Origin of the sequence: Capnocytophaga sp. FDAARGOS_737 (genome assembly GCF_009730375.1) — a bacterium.
Taxonomy (GTDB): domain Bacteria; phylum Bacteroidota; class Bacteroidia; order Flavobacteriales; family Flavobacteriaceae; genus Capnocytophaga; species Capnocytophaga leadbetteri.
The window spans coordinates 87,585-110,942 of sequence record NZ_CP046316.1 but is presented as its reverse complement, the minus strand read 5'-3'; the positions used below and the strand labels follow the sequence as shown (position 1 = coordinate 110,942).

At 40.0% G+C, this 23,358-nt stretch carries 23 protein-coding genes; 10 read left to right on the top strand and 13 right to left on the bottom strand.

Annotated features, from left to right (window positions below):
• Nucleotides 1-86: 86 nt before the first annotated feature.
• From FOC45_RS00510 to FOC45_RS12145, 8 genes are all read right to left on the bottom strand, one after another.
• Nucleotides 87-2,258 (bottom strand): reprolysin-like metallopeptidase, encoded by a 2,172-nt coding sequence (locus FOC45_RS00510; RefSeq protein ID WP_034539464.1) that lies wholly within the window; start codon nt 2,256-2,258, stop codon nt 87-89.
• A 77-nt stretch (nt 2,259-2,335) separates the two neighbouring features.
• Nucleotides 2,336-3,298 (bottom strand): translation elongation factor Ts, encoded by a 963-nt coding sequence (tsf, locus tag FOC45_RS00505; RefSeq protein ID WP_009390755.1) that lies wholly within the window; start codon nt 3,296-3,298, stop codon nt 2,336-2,338.
• Between the two features lie 65 nt (nt 3,299-3,363).
• Entirely contained in the window at nt 3,364-4,083 is a 720-nt protein-coding gene (rpsB, locus tag FOC45_RS00500) for a 30S ribosomal protein S2 (RefSeq protein ID WP_009390757.1), read from the bottom strand.
• Between the two features lie 164 nt (nt 4,084-4,247).
• Nucleotides 4,248-4,634, bottom strand: coding sequence for a 30S ribosomal protein S9 (gene rpsI, locus FOC45_RS00495; protein ID WP_009390760.1), 387 nt, complete (start codon nt 4,632-4,634; stop codon nt 4,248-4,250).
• The gene (gene rplM, locus FOC45_RS00490; protein WP_009390763.1) at nt 4,634-5,089 is read right to left on the bottom strand and encodes a 50S ribosomal protein L13; all 456 of its coding nucleotides are present in this window, start codon (nt 5,087-5,089) and stop codon (nt 4,634-4,636) included. The genes rpsI and rplM overlap by 1 nt, the downstream gene beginning before the upstream one ends.
• Nucleotides 5,090-5,280: 191 nt before the next feature.
• Entirely contained in the window at nt 5,281-5,997 is a 717-nt protein-coding gene (locus FOC45_RS00485; RefSeq protein ID WP_231121875.1) for a hypothetical protein, read from the bottom strand.
• Between the two features lie 7 nt (nt 5,998-6,004).
• On the bottom strand, nt 6,005-6,598 hold the full coding sequence (locus tag FOC45_RS00480; RefSeq protein ID WP_009390768.1) for an HmuY family protein: 594 nt from the start codon (nt 6,596-6,598) through the stop codon (nt 6,005-6,007).
• 208 nt (nt 6,599-6,806) lie between these two features.
• The gene (locus FOC45_RS12145; RefSeq protein WP_009390773.1) at nt 6,807-6,935 is read right to left on the bottom strand and encodes a hypothetical protein; all 129 of its coding nucleotides are present in this window, start codon (nt 6,933-6,935) and stop codon (nt 6,807-6,809) included.
• A 63-nt stretch (nt 6,936-6,998) separates the two neighbouring features.
• Here FOC45_RS12145 and FOC45_RS00475 point away from each other — a divergent pair, with 63 nt between their 5' ends.
• Nucleotides 6,999-7,478, top strand: a complete 480-nt coding sequence (locus tag FOC45_RS00475; RefSeq protein WP_009390774.1) for a DUF2004 domain-containing protein — start codon at nt 6,999-7,001, stop codon at nt 7,476-7,478.
• 54 nt (nt 7,479-7,532) lie between these two features.
• Here FOC45_RS00475 and FOC45_RS00470 read toward each other — a convergent pair whose 3' ends face one another.
• From FOC45_RS00470 to rnpA, 5 genes are all read right to left on the bottom strand, one after another.
• Nucleotides 7,533-7,784 carry a hypothetical protein gene (locus tag FOC45_RS00470; RefSeq protein WP_009390776.1) on the bottom strand — a complete coding sequence of 84 codons (252 nt, stop codon included), beginning with the start codon at nt 7,782-7,784 and terminating at the stop codon, nt 7,533-7,535.
• The gene (locus tag FOC45_RS00465) at nt 7,781-8,716 is read right to left on the bottom strand and encodes a hypothetical protein (protein WP_009390778.1); all 936 of its coding nucleotides are present in this window, start codon (nt 8,714-8,716) and stop codon (nt 7,781-7,783) included. The genes FOC45_RS00470 and FOC45_RS00465 overlap by 4 nt, the downstream gene beginning before the upstream one ends.
• 109 nt (nt 8,717-8,825) lie before the next feature.
• Complete coding sequence (gene purN, locus FOC45_RS00460) at nt 8,826-9,389, bottom strand: phosphoribosylglycinamide formyltransferase (RefSeq protein ID WP_034539490.1); 564 nt, start codon at nt 9,387-9,389, stop codon at nt 8,826-8,828.
• 110 nt (nt 9,390-9,499) lie between these two features.
• The gene (locus tag FOC45_RS00455) at nt 9,500-10,564 is read right to left on the bottom strand and encodes a Fic family protein (protein WP_009390781.1); all 1,065 of its coding nucleotides are present in this window, start codon (nt 10,562-10,564) and stop codon (nt 9,500-9,502) included.
• Nucleotides 10,565-10,571: 7 nt separating this feature from the next.
• On the bottom strand, nt 10,572-10,949 hold the full coding sequence (gene rnpA / locus FOC45_RS00450; protein ID WP_009390783.1) for a ribonuclease P protein component: 378 nt from the start codon (nt 10,947-10,949) through the stop codon (nt 10,572-10,574).
• 552 nt (nt 10,950-11,501) lie between these two features.
• Between rnpA and FOC45_RS00445 the strand changes: the two genes are divergently transcribed.
• From FOC45_RS00445 to FOC45_RS00405, 9 genes are all read left to right on the top strand, one after another.
• Nucleotides 11,502-14,846: a SusC/RagA family TonB-linked outer membrane protein gene (locus FOC45_RS00445; protein WP_009390784.1), complete on the top strand. Its 3,345-nt coding sequence runs from the start codon at nt 11,502-11,504 to the stop codon at nt 14,844-14,846.
• A gap of 3 nt (nt 14,847-14,849) precedes the next feature.
• Entirely contained in the window at nt 14,850-16,340 is a 1,491-nt protein-coding gene (locus tag FOC45_RS00440; protein WP_009390786.1) for a RagB/SusD family nutrient uptake outer membrane protein, read from the top strand.
• 23 nt (nt 16,341-16,363) lie between these two features.
• The gene (locus FOC45_RS00435) at nt 16,364-17,215 is read left to right on the top strand and encodes a putative zinc-binding metallopeptidase (RefSeq protein WP_009390788.1); all 852 of its coding nucleotides are present in this window, start codon (nt 16,364-16,366) and stop codon (nt 17,213-17,215) included.
• Nucleotides 17,216-17,220: 5 nt separating this feature from the next.
• Nucleotides 17,221-18,546, top strand: coding sequence for a DUF4302 domain-containing protein (locus FOC45_RS00430; RefSeq protein ID WP_034539492.1), 1,326 nt, complete (start codon nt 17,221-17,223; stop codon nt 18,544-18,546).
• A gap of 30 nt (nt 18,547-18,576) precedes the next feature.
• The gene (locus FOC45_RS00425) at nt 18,577-19,902 is read left to right on the top strand and encodes a DUF4302 domain-containing protein (RefSeq protein WP_009390792.1); all 1,326 of its coding nucleotides are present in this window, start codon (nt 18,577-18,579) and stop codon (nt 19,900-19,902) included.
• A gap of 12 nt (nt 19,903-19,914) precedes the next feature.
• Complete coding sequence (locus FOC45_RS00420) at nt 19,915-21,249, top strand: DUF4302 domain-containing protein (RefSeq protein WP_009390795.1); 1,335 nt, start codon at nt 19,915-19,917, stop codon at nt 21,247-21,249.
• 20 nt (nt 21,250-21,269) lie between these two features.
• Nucleotides 21,270-22,181: a leucine-rich repeat domain-containing protein gene (locus tag FOC45_RS00415; protein ID WP_009390797.1), complete on the top strand. Its 912-nt coding sequence runs from the start codon at nt 21,270-21,272 to the stop codon at nt 22,179-22,181.
• Nucleotides 22,182-22,546: 365 nt separating this feature from the next.
• A complete protein-coding gene (locus FOC45_RS00410) occupies nt 22,547-23,134 on the top strand; it encodes a hypothetical protein (protein WP_009390799.1) in 588 nt (195 codons plus the stop codon).
• The gene (locus FOC45_RS00405; RefSeq protein ID WP_009390800.1) at nt 23,131-23,349 is read left to right on the top strand and encodes a hypothetical protein; all 219 of its coding nucleotides are present in this window, start codon (nt 23,131-23,133) and stop codon (nt 23,347-23,349) included. Before FOC45_RS00410 ends, FOC45_RS00405 begins: the two co-directional genes overlap by 4 nt.
• Nucleotides 23,350-23,358: the final 9 nt, after the last annotated feature.

The window sequence follows — 23,358 nt, the reverse complement described above, 5'->3', positions numbered from 1 at the left end:
CAAAGGTAGTTAATATTATTGAACCGTGCAAAGAAAACGAAAGAAATTTTTATAAAATATTTTTATTTCAAAAGAAAATGAAGTTTTTACCTCACATACAAAAAACCATTTTGCCTTTCTATCTTGCCATTTTTGCTGTAACTAACTATATAGAAATAAGTGCCGTGCAACGCTTTATTATTATTTATAAAGTTTTTAATATTAGCATATCCTCTAAACCAATCACCGTTTTTGCCATAATCCTTGTTCTCATATACTTTCAAGCCCATTTCATCAAAGATAAGAAGATGAATAGGCGTAGTAACATCTACCCCCTCTACTGCAAAATAGTTCTGAGGGTTGGCTGACGAAACTCCGTTATAGATAACGACCCTCTTTTCTGGCTCTTGCGGAAGTGGATTAGGCTGGGGTTCTGGTTTTGGCTCAGGCAATTCTGCTTTCTTTTTAATTTTAAAACCGCCATTAGGCACTAACTTCCCGTTAGAGGTTTTATAAGGAGCCACATTGGTAGTAGCAAAAGCTATATGGTCTATCACCTCTACCTTGATAACTCCTGCGGGAAGCTGTATTTTCTTTTGTTTGCCCCATTCTACAGTGCCGACCTCTATATTAGGGAGAGTAATCTCGCAACTACCATCGTTTTCGGTGCTTTCCACCAAAGTATATTTAAAGGTTTTCCAAAAATCATCAGAAAGAAGAATGCGCACTTTGCTATTGGCGTCAAAGAAATTAGGGTCTACTTGCCAGTTTAGCGTGAGGGAAGCGCCCCCTTCATACTCATCATTCATTCCATTAGTGATAGCGAAAGTCTTACCCTCTGCAATAATCACTTTTACAGCTACCATATCGTAATTCACAAAGTGCTGAGGCGCAGGATTCGAAGCCGCTAACCAAAAAAGATGTTCGCCTTTTGCATTTGTGCGTGTGTAGTTTATAAATCCACCCAAATCACTGTATTGGGTCTGAAAAGTAATAGGTTCTTTACCCGTTTTCCCTTTACGAGTGAGGAACTTAGGGTCATTTACGCCTGCCTTGCTGGTCAGTTGCGCTGTGTAATAAATCGGAATACTATTAGTATTAGTCGCATTGATATAGAATTGGAAGTAAGTATCCTTAGGGATTGTATAAGTTTCTTGCAGCTTAGTGCGGTTTATGGTAGGGAAAGAACTTTCAGTTTTGATGCCGTAGGCATAATTGAAGTTACTCACATCATTCCCATTGCGGTTTACTAACTGAGTGCGTTCAGGGTCTTTAAAATAAGAGCGATTAACAATTCCTCCTCGTATTTGATAAGCTGTAGGCAGCGAGAAGAAAGCCCCATCAGGAAAATTATTGCTATAGCCCATTAGCGATTGACCATAAGCGGGCTCTGTATAGAGAGAGTTACCCGAATAAGCATTCTTAAAAGTGTGGTCGGCGCCAAATAAGTGTCCTATTTCGTGGGCTATGGTAGCATTGTCAGCTATTGCCGAAGCCCCTCCTTTTCGTATAAGGCGGAACCCTCCAGAAAAGAAAGCAAGCCCCGATAAGGTGGAATCCGTTCCAGGCGCAATCACTATTCCCAAATCATATTGTTTATCGCCTATAAGCTCATTTATTTTTTCAGTAGAATTTTCAATAATATCTCTTCGCGAAGTTTGGTCGTATAGCTGCTTCGTAGCCTCCTGAATAATAAGCCGGTCATCAGCCACTATACTAAATTTTACCCCAATATCACGTACATACACCTCATTGAGAAAGACTTCAAGGTTAAGTAAAAAATCTTTTACCTGTTTTATATCACTGCTGAAAGTATTAGCGAAGTCGTGATAATCAATAAGTACTGCCAACCGGTAGAGATACAAGATACCCTCAGGGTCGTTAGGCATTATAGAAGTAAGAGAGGTAATAGGACGAGCTGTGTGGCTGCTTTGAAGAGAGGTACCACACTTACTATTAGGATTGTAGTGAAAGCGTACCTTTGCCGATAGCTCGCCTTGTGGAGTGCCTGTCAGTTGGTAAGTTGTGCCTTCCCATTGCAAACTGCCAGAAGCCTCCTTATTAGGGTGTATTACCAAAGTGGCGACAAACTGATTTTGGTAGTAACCTACAAAGGTATGGATACCTTTATTTTGCTGCGAGTTCTCCCGTTCTTGCCACTGCAAAGTAAGAGTTTCATCAGTAGGGAGAGCTATATTCCCACTTAGGGTCGATTGTGCGTAAGTTGTCTGTAAGCTAAAAAATAGCCATAAAAACAAGAGGTGGATAATGTGTTTCATTGCAAAAAAAGCCTCCACACTTTTACGTGGAGGCTTAGTATTAACTTTAAAAATCTAATATTATGACCTTATTACGATTACAAAGCTACACGTTTGAAGCCAGTAATTTCTACGTTTTTAGATTTTACAAAATCTGAAACTTTTTTGCTTTCGTCATAGATATACACTTGGTCAAGAAGAGCTTTCTCTTGGTCAAGGGTAGTGTTATCAGAGATAAAGCGTTGTATTTTACCAGGAAGGATTTTATCCCATATTTGTTCAGGTTTACCTTCTGCTTTTAGTTCAGCTTTAGCATCAGCTTCAGCTTTTGCTAATACTTCAGGTGTAAGCTGAGCGTATGATACGTACTGAGGTACGTGTTTTAGCGGTTTGCCCAAACGGTGTAGTTCTTCGTTTTCTTTTTCGATGATAGCGATACGAGCTTCAGTTTCTTTAGCTATGTACTCAGCGCTAAAGTCTTTGTATGAAAGTGTTTCAGCACCCATAGCAGCAATTTGCATCGCTAAGTTTTTACTTACTTCAGCAGCATCAGCGATAGCGCTTGATAGACCTACGATAGCAGCAATCTTGTTACCATTGTGAATGTAAGAACCTACAAAAGGAGCTTCAACTTTTTCAAAAGCACCAAGTTCTATTTTCTCACCTATCACACCAGTTTGCTCGATAAGTTTCTCAGCTACGCTGATACCTTTGTAGTTAAGAGCAAGAAGTTCTTCTTTGCTGTTTACGCCAAGAGCAAGTTCAGCCAAATCTTTAGCAAGAGCTACGAAATCAGCATTTTTAGCTACGAAGTCAGTTTCGCAGTTAAGCGAGATGATAGCACCTACTGTATGGTTTCCGTTTACTTGAGCGATAACAGCACCTTCTTTAGAATCGCGGTCAGCGCGCTTAGCAGCTACTTTCTGACCTTTTTTGCGCAATACTTCTATTGCTTTATCAAAATCGCCTTCGGCTTCTATAAGGGCTGCTTTACAGTCCATCATACCAGCACCGGTGGCTTGTCTTAGTTTATTTACGTCTGCGGCGGTAATATTTGCCATTTTATTAATTTTTTAATGTGAATGACAAATGACAAATTTATGGTTTGTCATTTGTCATTAAGTAATTATTCATTAGTTTCTTTTTCTGCTGTAGCGGTTCTATTGGCAAGACCTTCATTCACTGCTTCAGTGATGTATGAAAGTACTTTGTCGATAGATTTTGAAGCATCATCATTAGCAGGGATAGCAAAATCTACCTCACGTGGGTCAGAGTTTGTATCTACCATTGCAAAAATAGGAATGTTTAATCTTTGTGCTTCTTTTACAGCAATGTGTTCGCGTAGGGTATCAACCACAAAGAGGGCACCTGGTAAGCGCGACATATCGGCTATCGAACCTAAGTTCTTTTCTAGTTTTTCTCTCAAACGTTCTACGTGTAGTTTTTCACGTTTTGAAAGGGTATCAAAGGTACCGTCTTTTTTCATTTTGTCGATTGACGACATTTTTTTCACTGCCTTGCGGATAGTCACAAAGTTGGTAAGCATACCACCTGGCCAACGTTCTGTGATGTAAGGCATTTTCACTGATGTAGCTTTTTCTGCTACTACATCTTTAGCTTGTTTTTTAGTGGCAACGAAAAGTACTTTCTTGCCAGAAGCTACTATCTTCTTAAGGGCTTCAGCAGCTTCTTCTATTTTAGCAGCGGTTTTGTAAAGGTTTATTACGTGTATACCGTTGCGTTCCATATAGATGTAGGGAGCCATATTAGGGTTCCATTTACGCGTAAGGTGACCAAAATGTACGCCTGCATCTAATAATTCTTTAATTTCTATGTTATTTGCCATTTTTGTTTTTTAAATAGTTTACGTTCCTACAGCGTCAGCAATGGCTTGGTGAGGTTTTTCTTTTCTGATAAACAACCGCCTGAGCCATTTGGATGCTAAACTAAGGAGCAAATTTAATTTTGAATTTTAAATTTTGAATTAAGAACTCAAAATTCATAATTATCCTAACGTTTAGAGAATTGGAATCTCTTACGTGCTTTCTTCTGACCGAATTTCTTACGTTCTACCATACGAGGGTCACGAGTTAACAGACCTTCTGGTTTTAGGGTAGCGCGGTTTTCAGCGTCTAATTGGCAAAGCGCACGTGCTATAGCCAAGCGAGTTGCTTCAGCTTGTCCTGTGATACCTCCTCCGTATACATTTACCTTCACATCATATGCGTCTTCAGCTCCAACTAAAGCAAGAGCTTGTTTCACTTTATACTGAAGGGTAGGAGTAGTAAAATAATTGTTAAGTTCGCGTTTGTTTACGGTTATGGTACCGTTGCCTGCTTTTAGGTAGATACGCGCTACAGCGGTTTTTCTTCTACCGATAGTGTGAATTACATCCATTATTTAAGATCGTTTAAGTTAATGGCAGTAGGTTGTTGAGCTTCGTGTTTGTGCTCAGTGCCTACATACACTTTTAGGTTACGTAATACAGCTGCACCCAATTTAGTTTTAGGCAACATACCTTTTACAGCTTTTTCAATGATACGTTCTGGGTGTTTAGCTAGTAGGTCTTTCACGCCTACTGTGCGTTGTCCGCCTGGATAGCCAGTGTGGCGAAGATATGTTTTATCTTCCCATTTGTTACCCGTAAGGTTGATTTTCTCAGCATTTACAACTATTACGTTGTCGCCGCAATCAACGTGAGGGGTGTATTCAGGTTTGTACTTACCGCGAAGTAGCTTAGCCACTTTAGAGGCAAGTCGACCCAAAGTTTGTCCGTCAGCATCTACCAAAACCCACTGTTTATTTACAGTAGCTTTATTGGCAGAGATGGTTTTGTAGCTTAATGTGTCCACTCTTTGTGATTTTTATTATAAATTAAACATTCCTTTTGGTGCCAACAAAGGGCACTCCTATTTTTAGGGCGCAAAAGTACAACTTTTTTTTGAAACAGCAAAAAAAATTAATTAACAAATTTCAAAATCGCCAAATTGGCAAATCGACAAATCGACAAATCGGCAAATTGGCAAATTAGCTAATTGGCAAATCAAAACTTATTTTGCTCTATAATTTCCTTGTTTGCGCATAAGTAAGTCAGCCAAATATAATCAAAAAGATGTTTTTTACCATTGTGCTTACCTCTATTTTTCTTTTGTTTAGCAAGGTTCACTATATATTTATTAGGCATTTCTGGCTGAAAGGTCAAAACACCTTCCTTGTCAGTAATACCAGTAATACTTTTATCTACTGAAAAATCAAAGGTAATTTTTCCTTTCTTTAGTCCTCTTTTTTTGTAGAAGGCTCTATACTCCTGCGCGTCTCCTTTAGCGGGAGCCACCCCCAATCTAAAAAACGATTTATCACCCAAGACAACCGTTTCAGTCAGCGGTTTCGTACTCACAAAAGCAACGGACTGATACCTCAAGCGCATCCGTTTGTATACTTTAGCCACCAAATGATTAATATTCAATTTGTAAACACCTTCTTCTTCTACCTTAAAGTGGGCGTAATAACACCATTCTGACTGCTTCTTTTCCAAAACAGTCTCTTTCCCCGAAGGGGAGATGAGTGAAAGTGAAAGCGTATTCAAGTCAGAATACCACTTAGCAGTAGGGGTAGGCTTATTGGTTTCATTCGGTTCACCGAAGAAAATACGCACCTCGTGCCAATCGCCTATCTTTGCCTCTGTGTTGGTTTCAATCCAAATAGCGTGTCCCATAGCCTGCTGAGCCAGCAGAGCTAGCAATATCCATAAATACCTCATTTTTACATTAAAAATTTTCATTATCACTTAATTTATATCTAAAACTAGGATAACCTCCTTTTAGTCTTTCGTTCACATAGTCATAAAACTGTATTTTCACAAACTTACCTTTAGCTGTTTTCAGCAAGTAAACCTCATTTCTATTTTTGTATTTCCCTCCACTGATGTAGGTTACATAAAGCGAAGCCTCTTGAGAAAAAGTACCTTCTTTTTTAGTTTCAACGTTTTTTACTACGTCCCAACCGTTTAGCGTTCCTATCGCATCTACTTTATAGCCTGTGGGAGGAGCTATAACCACCTTATCCCAATCTGTTTTTTTAGTGTTAATAGCGCCCCCTTTCCCTAAGCCTGAGGTACCACTATTGGTTTTCACATACCAGCGTTGGAAAGCTATATCCCACGTAAGGTCAGTTTCAGGCGAACTCACCTCTACAATAGCTCCTTTTTCAAGCGAGTAATACACCCATTTTTCATACGATGTAGCATTTAGCATCTTTACATCATTAGTAACAGACAAGGGTTCTGCCTCATCTTTTTCTTTTTTACAAGCAATCAAACTCAGACTGCCCACTACTGATAAAATAAATACTTTGTAATTCATAGTTTTGTTATTTGAGCGGGCAAAGGTATAAAATATTTTTAGATAAACCTAAAAATAAAGTTTTAATTTATATTAAATTATTTTTACATATATTTTAAAACAATGTTTAAAAAGAAATAAAACCCTCATCAACAGAAGATTTCATCACTATTAACACAAAAAAACACTGTTTTATCAGCCTGCAACAGCGTCTTAAAACAGTGTTTTTCTACTCTTTTTCAAATCTTCTCATCGCCAAATCGACAAATTGGCAAATCGCCAAATTGGCAAATCGGCAAATCGCCTTTTTCTCCAACTGATAGAGCTTTTTGATGTGTTTCGCTACTGCTTCGGTCATATTGTTAATTGTATTTCATTTTTTTTATTTTATCTTTGCAAAGTTAAATAAAAAAATATCATTATGGCATCTATTACACACCCTTATTTTGGTACTCTTGATACCAGTGTTATACAAGAAGATTTTGACCCAGATGTGTTATGGGAACAAAAAGTGACTTTCCAAGAATTAAACGACCCTGTTGAGTTTAATCTTTGGTTAGCTAAAAAAGAAGAAATCAGCAAGGAAAGATTGGATTTGTTTAAGCAATTTATCAAGCATTTTCCTGAAAGAGACCAACAGGCGCGCAAAGCGCTCAAAAGCTATTTAGAACAAGATAGCGAGTATATAGATTTTCATATAGACGAATTAGAGTTAGAGGTGCCTACCTCTATTGATGATTTTGTGACAGCTATGAAAATTCATCACGTAGCGCTTTGGTACTGTCTTTCAAAGGCAGAAATTACTATCGATTATATGATAGACCCTGACCAAAGTGACGAGATTCTTGCTGTTCGTTTTAACTTAGACGGTAGCTTTAGTTCTATTGCTTGGGAAAGCTAACTTGAGTCCTTAGTTGTTAGGTAGTCACTAATGGCTAAGGACTAATAATTATTTTTAATATTTCAGCAAATAAAATCCCCATATCATATTGCTAAACTCTCCTGCTACAAAGGTGTGTGTCTCGCCGTTTATCACTACTTCATAAAGAGTAAAAGATTTTTCGGCGTGGTAGAGAGGGTCTGTTACTTTTACATATTCTCCCGTTTCTTGCCATTTGTAGTCAAATATATTTACGCCAAAGAGTTTTACCGCGCCTTCTACTCCCGAGGTTTCAAACTGCCACGTTTTTTGCTTGAATAATTTCATTCTTTAATTATTTTTCTACCTATAAAATTCATTTGAAAGCTATCTTTTTCTTTTGTGAGTATAAGCTGTTGTTGCTCAAAAAACATTAGGAGTCTTTCGTTTTCTGAGAATGTGAATTTGCTTGCTATCTCATTGTTCTCTAATGAAAACTTACAAAAAGTATTTGTTTTTTCGTAACAATCCATTAAAAAGAGATATTTTTCATCTTTAGAAAGTTTGAAATTGTCAAATTTTATATTGAAAGGAGTTAAATCATAATCTTTATAAGTGCCATCGGAAGCCATTTTACGGATAATGGATAGAAGTTTTCTGTTGTTATCACATAAATTCATATAAATATTGCCTTTACTATCTTTCACTACAGACCTATAAGGGGCTGTATTGAAAAGTATCTCTATTTTATCTTTTACCAAATCGTAACGTTGTATTGCTGTAGGAGCATAGATAAGGAGGTGGTCATCATCTTCAAAATCAAGAGATAAACACCCCTCCACCTTGGTTACTTTTCTTTTTTTAGTGCCTTCAATACAATTGAAAGCAAAGAGATTTTTATCAGCTGAATTCATCAAGAAAAAAATAGGCTGATGATTAAAAGCCATACAGCTAGCGGTTTTAGGGAAATTCTTATCATATATATCGGTGATAAGCAGGTTTTCACGTTGTATTCTTAACAAATAGTCGTCAGATAGAACTAATATGAATTGTGTATCGGGAGTAAAGTATATTTCCTTAATATTGTTTTTTAAAGATACAGAAGCTTCTTCCTCACCTGTAGCAAACGACAACCGGCGTAGACGTGTATATCTTCCATAATCATCTTCAGCTCCACCCCCTACATAAAAGCAATTGGGGTTAAAAGGGTCGGCTATAGGGGTAATATTAAAAGCGGGCGATTGTTTAAACTGTTTCCTCCAAATGATTTCTGTTTGCATAGTAAAACTCTGATGAATATTTCCATCTTCTCTTTATTTTTCCAATCTTCAAAAAACATTTTTTATCATCTAATTGACAAATCGGCAAATTGACAAATCGCCAAATCACCTAATCGGCAAATCGACTTATCACTTCCGGAAAATACTGATACTCTAATTGGTGTATTTTTTCAGCCAAAGTATCTGCAGTATCGGTGGGGAGTACCTCCGTTTTCGCTTGGAAGATAATATTCCCCTCATCGTAATGCTCATTTACGTAGTGAATGGTAATGCCACTTTCTTTTTCGCCGTGGTCAATCACCGCTTGGTGCACATAGGCGCCATACATACCTTTACCGCCGTATTTAGGCAATAGCGAAGGGTGTATGTTAATAATCTTATCAGGGTAAGCCTCAGTCAGGTAGGCAGGCACTTTCCACAGGAAGCCCGCTAATACTATAAGGTCTGGCTGCAAACTTCTAACGATGTTGAGCACTATATCCGAATGGTAAAACGCTTGTCTATCGAATACTATCGAGGGGATAGCCAGCCGTTTGGCACGCGCTAGCACACCCGCTTGCGGATTGTTAGATAGGATAGCCTGCACTTGTGCAGTACCTTTTTCAGCGAAATAAGTAGCGATACGTTCGGCGTTAGAGCCCGAACCAGACGCAAAAACAACTATTTTTAGCATTTTTTTATAGGGGTTAGTTAGGGTTAGTATCATTTATACAAAAGTGCCTTTTCGTATAAATGATAGAGTCCTCATTTATACAAAAGTGCCTTTTCGTATAAATGATAAAACTATTTAAGAAATAAATTTAACAACGGTTCATTAATATAGTAACTAGTTTTCCACTTCTGAACTTTTGTCAGATAACCTTCCTTTGTCAGTATTTCTAAGTACTTACGCGCTGTTTGATAACTTACATTCAAATCAGCCTCTAAAAACTCAATTTTAGTGTAAGGGTTTTTAAAAAGGTTATTAAGCAAATCCTGACTATATACTTTAGGCAAGTTAGTACGGAGGCGTTGTTTAGTTTGCTGCATCAGTACTTTGATATTTTCTACCAAACTTATAGTTTCAATAGCCGTTACTTCTACTCCTTTTAACAAGTACAATATAAGCGTTTGCCAGTCACCGCCAGTTCTTACCCCTTGCAAAGCCTTGTAATAATCGTCTTTGTGCTGAATAATGTACCTACTGAGGTATAGTACGGGTAAGTCTAAAAGACCCTCTAATACCAAGTACAAAATATTGATAATACGCCCTGTACGTCCATTACCATCATAAAAAGGGTGAATACTCTCAAACTGGTAGTGAATAATAGCCATCTTAGTAAGTGGGTCAAGGTCTGAGAAATCTGGGTCGTTAATAAATTTCTCTAAGTTTGCCATAAAGTTTTGTATCTCATCTTTGTCTTGAGGTGGAATATAGACTACCTCATTCTTGCTATTGATGAGTTTTGTACCGGCTTGCGTTCTAAAACCAGCTTTATTTTCTTCTAACTGCTCCTGAATAAGCAATATATGTTTATTGAGTAGTAATTTCTGATTGCGCACAATCTCAAAGCCCATTTTCAAACCTTTGGCATAGTTTACTACCTCTTTGCTGGCAGGGTTTGTTTCTATCATAATATGCTCTTTATAGAGGTCATCGTGGGTAGTAACGATATTTTCTATCTCGCTACTACTCTTCGCCTCTTGCAGCGAAAGCGTATTAATAAGTATTTGCTCATTCGGAATAGTTTTAACAATCCCTTTGAGTTCTGCCAGATGTCGGTGCGAAAGCGATAGCTGCTTAAGTACTTCGCGTGTTTCTATTTCAGAGGGTGGTGGCAGTAGTGCTAAAGTAAAGTTATTTATCATATATCAGCTAATTTTCTAATTGACAAATCGGCAAATCACCTAATCGTCTCATTAGTTCTCCTACCCTCTCATAGATAGCCTGATAGGGCAGTTCTTCTTTACCTATATATATAAGAGCCAAAGCGCAAGGCTGCTTAGGGGGTGGCAGCAAATGCTTTTGCAAGCGGTAGCACTCCCGAATAAGCCGTTTAAGCCTATTCCTGTGTACTGCCCGCTTAAACTGACGCTTAGGCACACTTATCAGCAGCTGATAGGGCGCCTCCAAGGCAGGTATAGGCGCATAAAGCAACCGCAGCGGATAGCTACTTAAGCTATCCGCTTCGGCAAAAAGCTGTTGTATATGAGTGCGTTTGCAGAGTTTTTCTCTTTTAGGAAATGTATACAAAATAGAAAACTATTAATAATCGGCAAAAGTACTACATAATTAGCAATTTAGCAAATTAGAAAAAATTTCTACCGCCACCTACCCTATACAAACAGTATAGGAACAATACAGGAAGAGCGAAGGATAAGCGAAGGATAAGCGAAGAATTGCCGAAGTACAAACATCTACTAACCGACTAAAAAATAGAAAAATATACTTCTACCGCCTTTTTTAATTTTTGCTTACTAAATAGCTGTCTTTTTAGCCACTGCTGAAATATATTTCCAACAAAAAAATATTTAATACTGATTATCAGAACTTTAAAAATACAACTTTACATATAAAAGCTTCAAAAAATCATTTATATTTTTGACATATTCGCAACAGTTTGCAGTATTATAACATAAATACCATACCGTTTTAACAATTTAATTACATTATAAGCAAAACCTCTTGTATAAGTTACTTTTGCTATAATATCATATTTAGTATGAAAAAAAATTCTTTTTATATTTGCATTGTAGATATTTTTTATTTAGTTTTGCCCCCGTTAATAAAATAATAGTAATAGCGATGAGACAAAAACTGACGTATGTACTGCTATGGGTGCTATCGGCGGTAGGACTTTCCTATGCCCAAGAGCTCACCATCACAGGGGTAGTAAAAGACAGCGATGGCACTCCACTACCCAGTGCCTCTGTAGTTGTTAAAGGCACCTCTCACGGGGTAGCTACTGACTTAGATGGTAAATACTCCATCAAAGTCCCTAATAACAAAACGGTGCTCGTTTTCTCTTCTTTAGGAGCTAAAACCGTTGAACGCACTGTTGGTGCCAACAAAGTAATCAATGTTACCCTTCAAGACGAAGCGCAACAGCTCGAAGGGGTGGTGGTTACCGGCTACCAAGAGTTCGACCGTTCTAAATTTACCGGTAATGCCCAAACCCTCAAAGCCGACAATATCAAAATGGACGGCGTTGTAGACGTAGGGCGTATGATTGAAGGTCGTGCAGCCGGTGTAAACGTACAGAACATTTCAGGTACTTTTGGTACTTCACCTAAAATCACCATTCGTGGGGGTTCATCTATCTTTGGCGATACCAAACCGCTATGGGTAGTCGATGGGGCTGTACAAGAAGAGGTAGTACCGCTAACCTTCGAACAGCTCGCCTCTGGTGATGCTTCTACCTTAGTAAGCTCAGCTATCTCAGGTATCAATGCCAACGACATCGAGAGCATCGAAATCCTTAAAGACGCTTCTGCGCTTTCACTCTATGGGGCACGTGCGCTCAACGGTGCAGTGATTATCACCACTAAAGGGGGCAAACGCAATATGAAAACCCAAGTGAATTACCAGTTAGAGGAATCAGTGCGTATGGTGCCTACCTATAGCCAGTACGACATTATGAACTCTCAAGAGACAATGGACGTATACCAAGAGTTAGAGCGCAAAGGCTACTTCTCACTCTCTTCACACACCCAAGGTCGTTACGGAGGGGTATACAATATTATGTACCGCGCTATCGATACTTACGACCCTGCTACAGGCAAGTTTTTACTCGAAAACTCCGATGCAGCGCGTGCAGCTTTCTTGCGCAAATACGAATACGCCAATACCGATTGGTTTAAAACCCTATTCCGTCCTTCACTTACTCAAAACCATACCGTGAGCCTTTCAGGTGGGGGCGAAAACGCTTCTATCTATGGTTCAATAGGTTTCTTTGCCGACCCAGGTTGGACAATAGCCGACCGCGTACACCGCGTTACAGGTAACTTAAAGACAAGTTATACCCTTTCTCCTAATGTGAAGATAGGAATCCTTACCCAAGGGTCTATCCGTACTCAGAAAGCACCGGGTACTTTTGCTCGTTCAGAAAACACCGTTAGTGGGGGGTACGACCGCGATTTCGACATCAACCCTTTCAGTTATGCGCTCAACACCAGCCGCACTTTGCGTCCGTATGACGATAATGGCAACCTCGAGTACTATCGCTATAACTACGCTAAGATGAATATCCTTAACGAGCTAGCTAATAACTACATCGACCTGAATGTTATCGAGTTAAAGCTACAAGGCGATTTAGAGATAAAATTAGCTAAAGGGTTAAAATATAACTTCTTAGGGTCTGTGCGCCACGTAAAGAGCAGCAGCGAACACTCTATCACCGAAGATTCTAACGTGTCAAATGCTTTCCGTGCTGCCGAAACTACTATAGTAAGACAGCAAAACCCTTTCTTATTCACCGATCCTAACGACCCCGAGGCTATCGCCAAAGTAGTAATGCCTGAAGGAGGTATCTTTAAGCTAAGCGAAAACAACCTCCAAAGCTACTATTTCCGTAATGCGTTAGAGTTCAAAAGACTACTCAAAGATGTTCACGACATAAAGATATTCTTAGGGCAAGAGTATCGCCATACCGACCGCGATAATAATAACTTTACAGGTTATGGCTATCAGTTCAACCGCGGAGGCACCGTTTTCACCGATTACCGTGCCGTACAAAAGGCTATTGACGAAAGCAACCCTTATTATGGCAAATCATACACCAAAGAGCGTGGTATAGCTTTCTTCTCTCAAGGTACTTACACTTACGACAACCGCTACGTATTAGCAGGTACACTCAATTACGAAGGTACTAACCAATTAGGTCGCAGTCGTTCAGCGCGTTGGTTACCTACGTGGAATATCAGTGGCCGTTGGAATGCTAGCAACGAGAAGTTCTTAGAAAACAATAGCACCATCTCTAATCTTGCTTTCAGAGCCAGCTACGGACTTATCGCCGGCTTAAGCCCTGCAAGTAATGCCTTACCTATCTTCAGAAATGCCGTAATGGAGCGTTACAGAAGTGGCGATAAAGAAAGTGCTATCCGAATCTCTTCTTTGCAAAACAGCGAGCTTACTTGGGAAAAAGTATATGAAAGCAACCTAGGGCTTGAATTAGGGCTATTCAAAAACCGCCTCACCCTTTCTGCCGACATATACCAAAAGAACTCTAAAGACCTGATTGACTATGTAAATACCTCTGGTATCGGGGGGCAACGTATCAAGTTAGCCAACAATGCCTCAATGGTAACCAAAGGTATAGAGTTGGCATTAGATACTAAAAACATCAAAACAGACAACTTTAGCTGGAGTACCGGTATCAACTTTGCCTATTTCAATCAAGAAATTACCAAGCTTTCCGATGAGCCTAACGTTTACAACTTAGTACGCGATTTAGGAGGAAATGTATTAGGAGGCGCGCGCAATACCCTCTACTCATACGATTTTATCGGTCTTAGCGATAAGGGAATGCCGCTCTTCAACTTGCTAAACGGCAGTACAGCTTACCAAGATATTAACTTCCAATCGATTACTAATATCTTAAGCTATCTGAAGAAAGAAGGAGCAGTAGAGCCTAACATCACCGGAGGTCTTTCTAACACCTTCCGTTATAAAAACTGGGAACTCAGCGCCCTTATCACCGTACAAGCGGGTAATAAGATACGCAAAGCCCCTCAGTACAGTGTTGATTATAATGACCTAAGCGTTTTCCCTAAAGAAATGCGCAACCGTTGGGTAGCTGCTGGCGATGAGCAAATCACTAACATCCCTGCTATTCCAAGCAAGAGAACCATTACCGAGTTAGGCGAAAACACACTCAGAAGAGTGTATAACGCTTACAACTATTCTTCTGCAAGAGTAGTCGATGGTTCGTTTGCTCGTATGAAGAGTATAAGCCTTTCTTATACTTTTGGCAAAGAGGTACTCGATGCTTTACGCGTTAGCAACTTTAGCTTACGTTTGCAAGCTACCAATCCTTTCTTAATCTATGCTGATAAAGACCTCAACGGACAAGACCCTGAGTTTTTCCGCTCTGGTGGGGTTGCTTACCCTGTTACTTCTCAGTATACATTCACTATCAATCTCGGAATTTAAAAAATGCTAACAATGAAAAAGATATATATACCTTTAGTAAGTTTAAGCTTATTTGGCTTAAGTTCTTGCGATAAATTTTTAGACGAATTGCCTGATAACCGTACTGAAATAGACACGGTCGAAGAGGTTCAAGAGCTGTTAGTAAGTGCTTACCCTAACGGACTATATATGGATATAGCCGAAACTATGAGCGATAACGCTAGCGATAAGGTTACCCTACCCGAATCAAGCCCCCTCAACACCGACTTGTATACTTGGAGAGGAAGCAACGAAACCACACGCGATACCCCTGTATTCTATTGGACAGCCGCTTATAATGCCATCGCTTCTGCTAACCAAGCCTTAGCGTCACTCGAGCAGATGAAAGGAGGCAACGCTCAAAAATTTCTAAAAGGCGAAGCTTTAGTAGCGCGTGCTTATGCTCACTTTATGTTAGCATATTTGTGGTGCAAACCTTTCAATCCAGCTACAGCGGCTACCGATTTAGGCTTGCCTTATGTTGATAAGCCCGAAACTGTAGTGTTTGGTAAATACAAACGCATATCGCTCGAGGCTTTTTATAATGCTATCGAAAAAGACCTCAATGAGGGCTTACCTTTGATTGACAATACTAAGTACAGCAAACCCAAATTCCACTTTACTAAAGAAGCGGCTCACGCTTTTGCCACTCGTTTTTACCTATACAAAGGCGATTGGGATAAAGTTATCGAGCACGCCGACGCGATTTTGGGCAGCAATCCTCAAAGCAAATTGCGCAATGAAAAGGTACAACAAAAGTCCCTTACGGCTTTGCAAAAACGCGAACAAAACAGCAGCAGTGCCGAAGTGTCTAACCTGTTGATAGCGGGCGTACTCTCTCAGTATCAATTCAGACAAACTTCTAACAAATACGGTATGACTTACGACTTGATGAACAACCAAATTATCAATGCGCGTACCCACCCATTAAATTTAAGTTGGGCTTATACCGTATACGGTGCTACTGTCAATAACCAAAACCTGCTAAAATTCCAACCTTATTATACTGATATGAATGTATCAGCAGGAACAGGTGTCCCTCATACTATGGTTACCCTACTATCGTATGACGAAGTTATCCTAAACCGTATGGAAGCCTACTTGATGAAAAACGAATACACTAAGTTCTTAGATGACCTAAAAGTATTCTTGCCTGTCAAAACAGAAGCTGACTTCAATACTAGCGGTCTTACCGAGAGTGTGATAGAAACTAAATACAACGGCAAAGGCACTGATCTCGACCCTGCCTATACTCTTAACTCTCGCCAACGTGTATGGTTAGCTTGCTTGTTAGATTTGCGCCGTGTACAATTCGCTTTCGAGGGGCTCCGTTGGTTCGATAACAAACGTCTCGGTATGAAGATTACCCACCTCAAAGACGGTGCTACTATCGAGTTACCTAAAAACGACCCAAGACGCGAACTACAATTGCCCGACTACGCTATAAAGCAAGGGCTTACCGCTAACCCAAGATAACAAACTTATAAAATAGCAACTATATGAAAAAGATATATATATTAGCAATGACTGTAGCACTAACTACAGCTTGCCAAAAAGAAAAAGCACTCGATACCGAAAAGAGTGTAATCGAAGAGCCTTCTGCTCAAACCCGAAATAATATTGAGCAGTATATCTACGATAGTATCCAAAAACCTTATAATGTAGGTGTCCTTTATAAGTTTGTCGATAATGATTTCAGCGATGAAAATCAAAAAAAATACCTTTATCCTGCTACCGAAAGCAATGTTGTCCCCATACTCAAAAAGCTAAAACGTATTTGGATAGACCCTTATACCCGTATAGCTGGCGAAGACTTTATCAAAGGGGCTGCTCCTCGTCAAATATCACTTATTGGCAGTTGGTTAGTCAATGAGGAAAATGGTACTATCACCTTAGGTTTTGCCGATAGTGGTATGAAGATAGCCCTATTTGGGGTCGATAAAATAGACCTAACCGACCGCGATAGAGTGCGCGAGTACTTCCATACCGTGCACCACGAGTATTGCCACATTGTCAATCAGAAAAAACCTTACAGCGACGAGTTTGCTAAGATTACCCCTTCAGGCTACACGGCTGTATGGAATAACCATACTGATGCCGAAGCCCTACAATTAGGTTTTATCAGTGCTTACGCTCGTGCTAATAACATCGAAGACTTTGCCGAGATGACCGCACATATGCTTATAATGGGCAAAACTGCTTGGGATACTAAGATTAATGCTATCACCAGTGCCACAGGCAAAGAGGCTTTACGAAAAAAAGAAGCTTTCGTAGTAAACTATTTCAAAAGCGAATGGAATATCGATTTCTATGAACTACAAGCTGAAGTACAACGTAAAATACAACAGTAATGACTATGAAAAAATTATTATTCCTTTCTATACTCGTTCTTTTAGTCAGCTGCCAAAAGAACGAACCTAACGATGTCTTTGGCAAAACGCCCTCTGAGCGTTTTGAGCAAAGCCAAAGCGAATTGCGCGCTGCCCTTACGGCCCCTCAGCAAGGGTGGAAGTTAGCCTATGCCACCAATAAAGAGAAGTTCGGTACTTTCAATGTCCTAATGAAGTTCTCTGCCGAAGGCACCGTCACTATGACCTCTGATATAGGCGGTAGCTACACCCCTACCAATAGCCAGTACACCATACAAGAGGCGCAAGGTACTCTATTGGTATTCTCAACCTATAACCATATTCATAAGTTGGGCGACCCTCAAAACCCAAGCGATTTAAATGGTAAAGGCTTAGAAGGCGAATTCCAATTCATCTACTACGGCAAAGAAGGCGACAAACTCAAGTTCCGTACCCAGCGAAAAGATACCGAGCAGTTTGTATATTTCGAGCCTGCCACTGCCAATGATTGGGCTAATGTAGAAACGTGGGGCGAAAACATCAACCTCATCGAAGACAATGCCGATAATTATTTCTTTACCGTTAGCAATACCGCTACCAGTACAGGCTATGAAATGAGCTTTGCACACCGCTTCCTAACGTTAAAATCAATTACAGGGAATGAAACAATAAAAGCCAATGTGGTGCCTACCAATAACGGAATTGCTTTTGAGCCGGCTCTTAGCCTTCTCGGCAAAAACTTTACCGGTTTAGTCAGAGATAACAGCACTAACCCTCCTACCTATAAGGCTACTGTCGAAGGTACTACTGCCAAGCTAAGCTATTCATTAGTGCCACCTCAAGAGCTTATAAACGATGATTATAAGCATATTAACACCAGCATATCAGGTTTAGTGATAGTGCCAAACCCTATGGTAAACCATCCTTTGATGTCTGATGTGTTCAAAGAACTTCTCGAGCTCGGAGGGGGTAAAACCTTCGCCATCTTTAGATTAGATTTCGAAGATGACGGCACTTGCTCTATACAAGTAGGATACAAGTTCGACGGCGATAGCAGAAACTCTTGGATTTACCTCGATTGTAACTATGAGCTTAACAACAAACGCTTATATTTAAACAATCCTACCTCTCTAAACGTACAAAACAGTTGGAGACGAACTCAAAATGCAGCTATTCTTGCCAAAGGTAGAGCTCTAATACAAAAAATATTAGACCTCGGGGCTGGAGGCTTCTATGTCAAGAGCAGTGGTACCTACTCAGGCTATAAACTCTACAGATTGCAAAGTTTTAGCGCCCCTGAGTACATCGCACCATTCCTCGGTATAGATAAATAATAGCTTTTATAACCTTAAAAAAATATTGCTATGAAAAAAATACTATTCTTAGCTGCACTTGCCCTGCTGGCAAGTTGCCAAAAAAACGATGACGACACCTCTCAAGATGAGGACAGAAAAGAGCAAAATAAAGCCTTACAAAACGAGCTTACTAGCAATAAAGATGGCTGGAAACTCACCTATATAGCCGAAGATGGTTCTACTGGGGGCTACCAGTTTTTGATGAAGTTTGGCGATGATGGTACCGTTACTATGACCTCCGACATCTCATCAACTACTACCCCTACAGCTACCAGCTATAGCACCCAAGAAAAAAATGGGGCTCTTGTATTAAGCTTTATAGGGCAAAACTACCTCCACCAATTAGCCGATGCTATCAAAGGCAACGCCGCTAATGGTTTATCGGGCAAGGTATACCAATTTCAATACGCAGGCAAAGAGGGCAACAACCTCAAGTTTCTAAACCTATTGAAGAGCAGCAAACCCACCCTTGTTTTCGAGCCCGCTACCGCTAATGATTGGTCAAATATTGATGCTTTCGTTGCTAACCTCAACCCTATAACAAAACTTACTGACTATTACTATCTAAAGGTAACAACGGCTACACAGTCTGTTACCTATTACAATGTAAGTTTTGATAGCAGAGTCTTAGCCCTAAAGGATACTAACATCAAAGCCCCCGTAGCAGCTACTCAAGAAGGTATCGCTTTCTTAAGCCCTCTTACTATCGAAGGCAAGAGCTTCACCTCGCTTACCCACAGTGGGGGTACCGTTACTCCTACCTACAGTGCGACAGTCGATGGGGTTACCGCCAGCTTATTCTTTTCTTCAATAAGCCCAGAGTTCTTAAGTTCTAATGATTACAGAGATATCAATACAAGCATCGAAGGATTCTCCATAATGACACAACACTTCAAAAACAATAAGTTTATGTCTAAAACTTTCTATGAAGATGTTTTAAAGGTAAATAACAGCACCGACTTGTTTATGCTTAAAATCAACTTCGTAGACGCAGGAGAATGCGAAATACAAATAGGTCATATTTTTGCCGGCAGCGGTTTCTCTATCATTCAAGTAAATTGCGAGTACGAGTTGAAAAACAACCGTCTTTACCTCAAAAACTTAGATAGCCGATTAAGATCAAGCAATGCTACGGCTTGGAATGACGCAAAGAATGCTGCCGTTTTAGAGAAAGCAAAACGCGCGTTAGGGGCTATATACAGCTTGGGCGTACAAGGTTACTATATCAAGAAAAAAGATATAGTTATCGAACCGCTTACCGACAACCCTGTATATTACCTACAAAGCCACGAGTATCCTTTGTATACCTTCCCTGCTTGGGGAGTACCTCTATAGCATATTTACACTATGAAGAAGATTTTATTTGTATTTTTTTTAGCAACCTTTGTTAGCTGCCAGAAGAACGAACCCGAAGACCTCTTTGGCAAAACACCTGCTGAACGTTTTGAGCAAAACAAAAACGAACTCCTTGCAGCCCTTACTGCCTCTGAGCAAGGGTGGAAGCTCTCCTATTTCACTAATAGCGAAACATTCGGGGGCTATACCTTACTGATGAAGTTCGACCGAAACGGAAGGGTCGAAATGACCTCCGATATAGGCGAAGAATTCGGCTCTACCCAAAGCCAATACACTATACAAGAGGCGCAAGGCACCCTATTGGTATTCTCTACCTATAACCATATCCATAAGCTGGGCGACCCTCAAAACCCAAGCGATTTGAATGGTAAGGGCTTAGAAGGCGAATTCCAATTCATCTACTACGGCAAAGAGGGCAATAAACTAAAATTCCGTACCCAGCGAAAAGATACCGAACAGTTTGTGTATTTCGAACCTGCTACGGCACAAGAGTGGAGTACTATGCAAAACCTCTGGGGAAGCATAGAGGCTTTAGGGAGCGAACCCATTAGGCATTATTTCAAAGTAACCGCTAATGGCAATGTCGAGAATTACAGCCTATCGCTATCGCATAGGTATCTAACCCTTACCTCTACAAGCAATAGCGGCAAAGTGCTAAAAACAGGCGTACTCCCTACTACCGAAGGACTCAAATTCAATCCTCCTTTAGTAATCGAAGGCAAGACTTTCACCGAATTGCCTTGGGACAATAATGCCTCACCTGCGCGCTATATTGCTACCGTCGAGAGCGTTACTGCCGAGATAAGGTTTACCCGTAACCCTACCCCCGATCAGTTGAGCAACGACTATGCCGAGCTCAACAATATCAGCCAGTTAGTACTGCTCAACAGCTATGTAAAAGAGGCGCCACAAACCTCTGACTTATTCTATAACACCGTGTTCAAAATCGATGATACTAAGTCTTTTAGCCGCATCGACATCATTTTCCAAAGGGGAATTTGCGGTATCTTTGTAGAATACAATTTTGGTGGTACTTCAGCAAGTCTTTATTCGGTATCTACCTTTTCGCTAAGAGACAAACGCCTCTTTATCGACACACCGTTAAGAGACCTAAGCTCAAGCAATATGACTCTTTGGCAGAAGCCTGAAAACAGCGCTATTTACGCCAAAGCACAGCAGGCCATTTATGCTATCTTAGCCCTTAGCCGCAACGGACTGTATGTGAAGAACCTACAAACCAAATATGGTAATAGATTCGACACCTACCTATTCCAAAGCTATAGCATACCTATCAAGTTCCCTGCTATAGCAGTCCCTAACAGATAATCTTTTAAACCTTATTCAAAATGAAGAAAATACTTACCTTTTTATGCGCTGCAGCCCTTGTAGCTTGCGGCAAAGACGATAAAGGAGGAGAGAACCCCACTCCTACCCCCCACTACGATAACCTAAGTGTGGCTACCAATACGGTTAGTTTCACTACCCTTAGCAGCACCCAGTCGGTAGGCATTACCGCAGGATCAGGCAGCTATACCGCCACCACGGCACTACCTATCGTTAGTTTAGAGGTGGTAAGCAATACGCTACAGCTCACCAGCGTAGCCACCGGTACTACTACTGTAACCGTAGTCGATACCAAGAGCCAGCAAAAAGCTGAAATCGCCGTAAGCGTAAAAGCACTCTATAGTGTTGAGAGTGAAACCATCACCCACTCCGACCGCCACAATTTCGCTGACGACACTCATTTGGTGCTTACCGGCGTAAAAGCCGTAGGCGACAACGTGTTCAAAGGTTTTGGCGAGTTTATCTCTGTCACTACCAAAGGCGTAGAGACTTTTGGCAATAATGCTTTTCATAGCTGCCAACAGGTAGAGTACATCAACTTAGAGGGAGTAAAGAGTATCGGTACAGGAGCCTTTCAATCAAATGCTTCAGTCAAAACGGTTACTATCACAGGGGTAGAGGGCAGTCCGCTAAAGCTAGGCAAAGAAGCCTTTGCTAATTGTGCCGAACTAAAGAGCGTTAGCCTACCTGCTCAAACTACTGAGATAGGAGCTAGTGCCTTTAACTTTTGTCGTCAGTTAGCAAGCCTACGTATCGCCGCTACAGAGCCTCCAAAAGTATTCCGCACCACCTTCCCTAGTAAACTAGCAGGCGCTAACCGAGTGCTATACGTCCCTAAAGGAAGCAAAGCTAAATACGAAGCGGTAGCCAATTGGAAAGACAAATTCAGCAGCATCGAAGAAACCGATTTTTAAATACAAAATCCAACAGACGAAAGACGAAGCCATACTTTTAGCTTCGTCTTTTTTTTGCCTCTTGCATTTCGTCTTTTGTCTTTAGTTTCTCGTCTTTAGAATATTTTTCTTTCACCCCTCCCCTATACAAACGATATAGAAAGGATATAGGAACGATACAGGAAGACTAGAGAATAACTCAAAAAACCACCCAGGTACAAACGTCTACTAATCCGCCTCAAAGCAGAAAAATATACTACGCACAGCATTTCACTTTCTCCCCTTTGATAATTTTTTTATTGAATTATTATTTGCCAATTCATTTTTATTTTGTATCTTTGTAGGGCAAAAAACAATTGCACCATTCTAATAACTAACAACCAATTATGAACGAAGTTTCTTTAATAGGCTATCACGGAACAGATTTTGCTAATACTCATACAATACTTAGTGACAATTACCAAATATCAGAAGGAGATACACACTGGTTGGGAGATGGCGTTTACTTTTTCGTAGAAAGTGTGCTTACCAATGCCGAAAAAGCCATTGAGCTCGCTGAAAAATGGGCTATTGCCCAGTCTTGGGATAACGATACTAAAAAGTATAAGTATAACCAATATACCGTTATGGCCTCTAAAATAGAGGTAAAAGAAGAAAACTTTTTAGACTTAACCACTGCCGATGGCATAAAAACATTACTTTATTTAGCAGAGAATTTTCTGCATTTGATAAAGAATGTGCAAAGAAATAGAAAAAGAGGATTAAGATTCTATGACGGACTTTTACTAAACTGGGCAAGAAAAGCTAACATCTTTTCTTTTGATATAATAAAAGGTAACTTTTACATTAAATTTAAAAATGAAAGGGTTAATAAAATCGAACTTAGAACGTGCAACTGCACTATTTGTTCTGTTTATAACCCTCAAAAACACATTAAGTTCAACAAAATAATAAAAAAAGGAGCAATAGTATGAAATTTTCAGAAGCAAAAGAAATAATAGATAGATACTTCAGTCAAGCAGACCCCGAAGAGCTTTATAATTTAGCTCTTTCTTGCGGGTTTGAAGAAGTCGATATAGAAGAAGGTGATATGGAGGAAGACGATGTTAATAGAAGAATTGACGAAGTTGGCGACCTCCCTTATTACCGCAAAATAACCGAAGACCATAGCAAACTCTTAGCAAGCTAATAACTAACG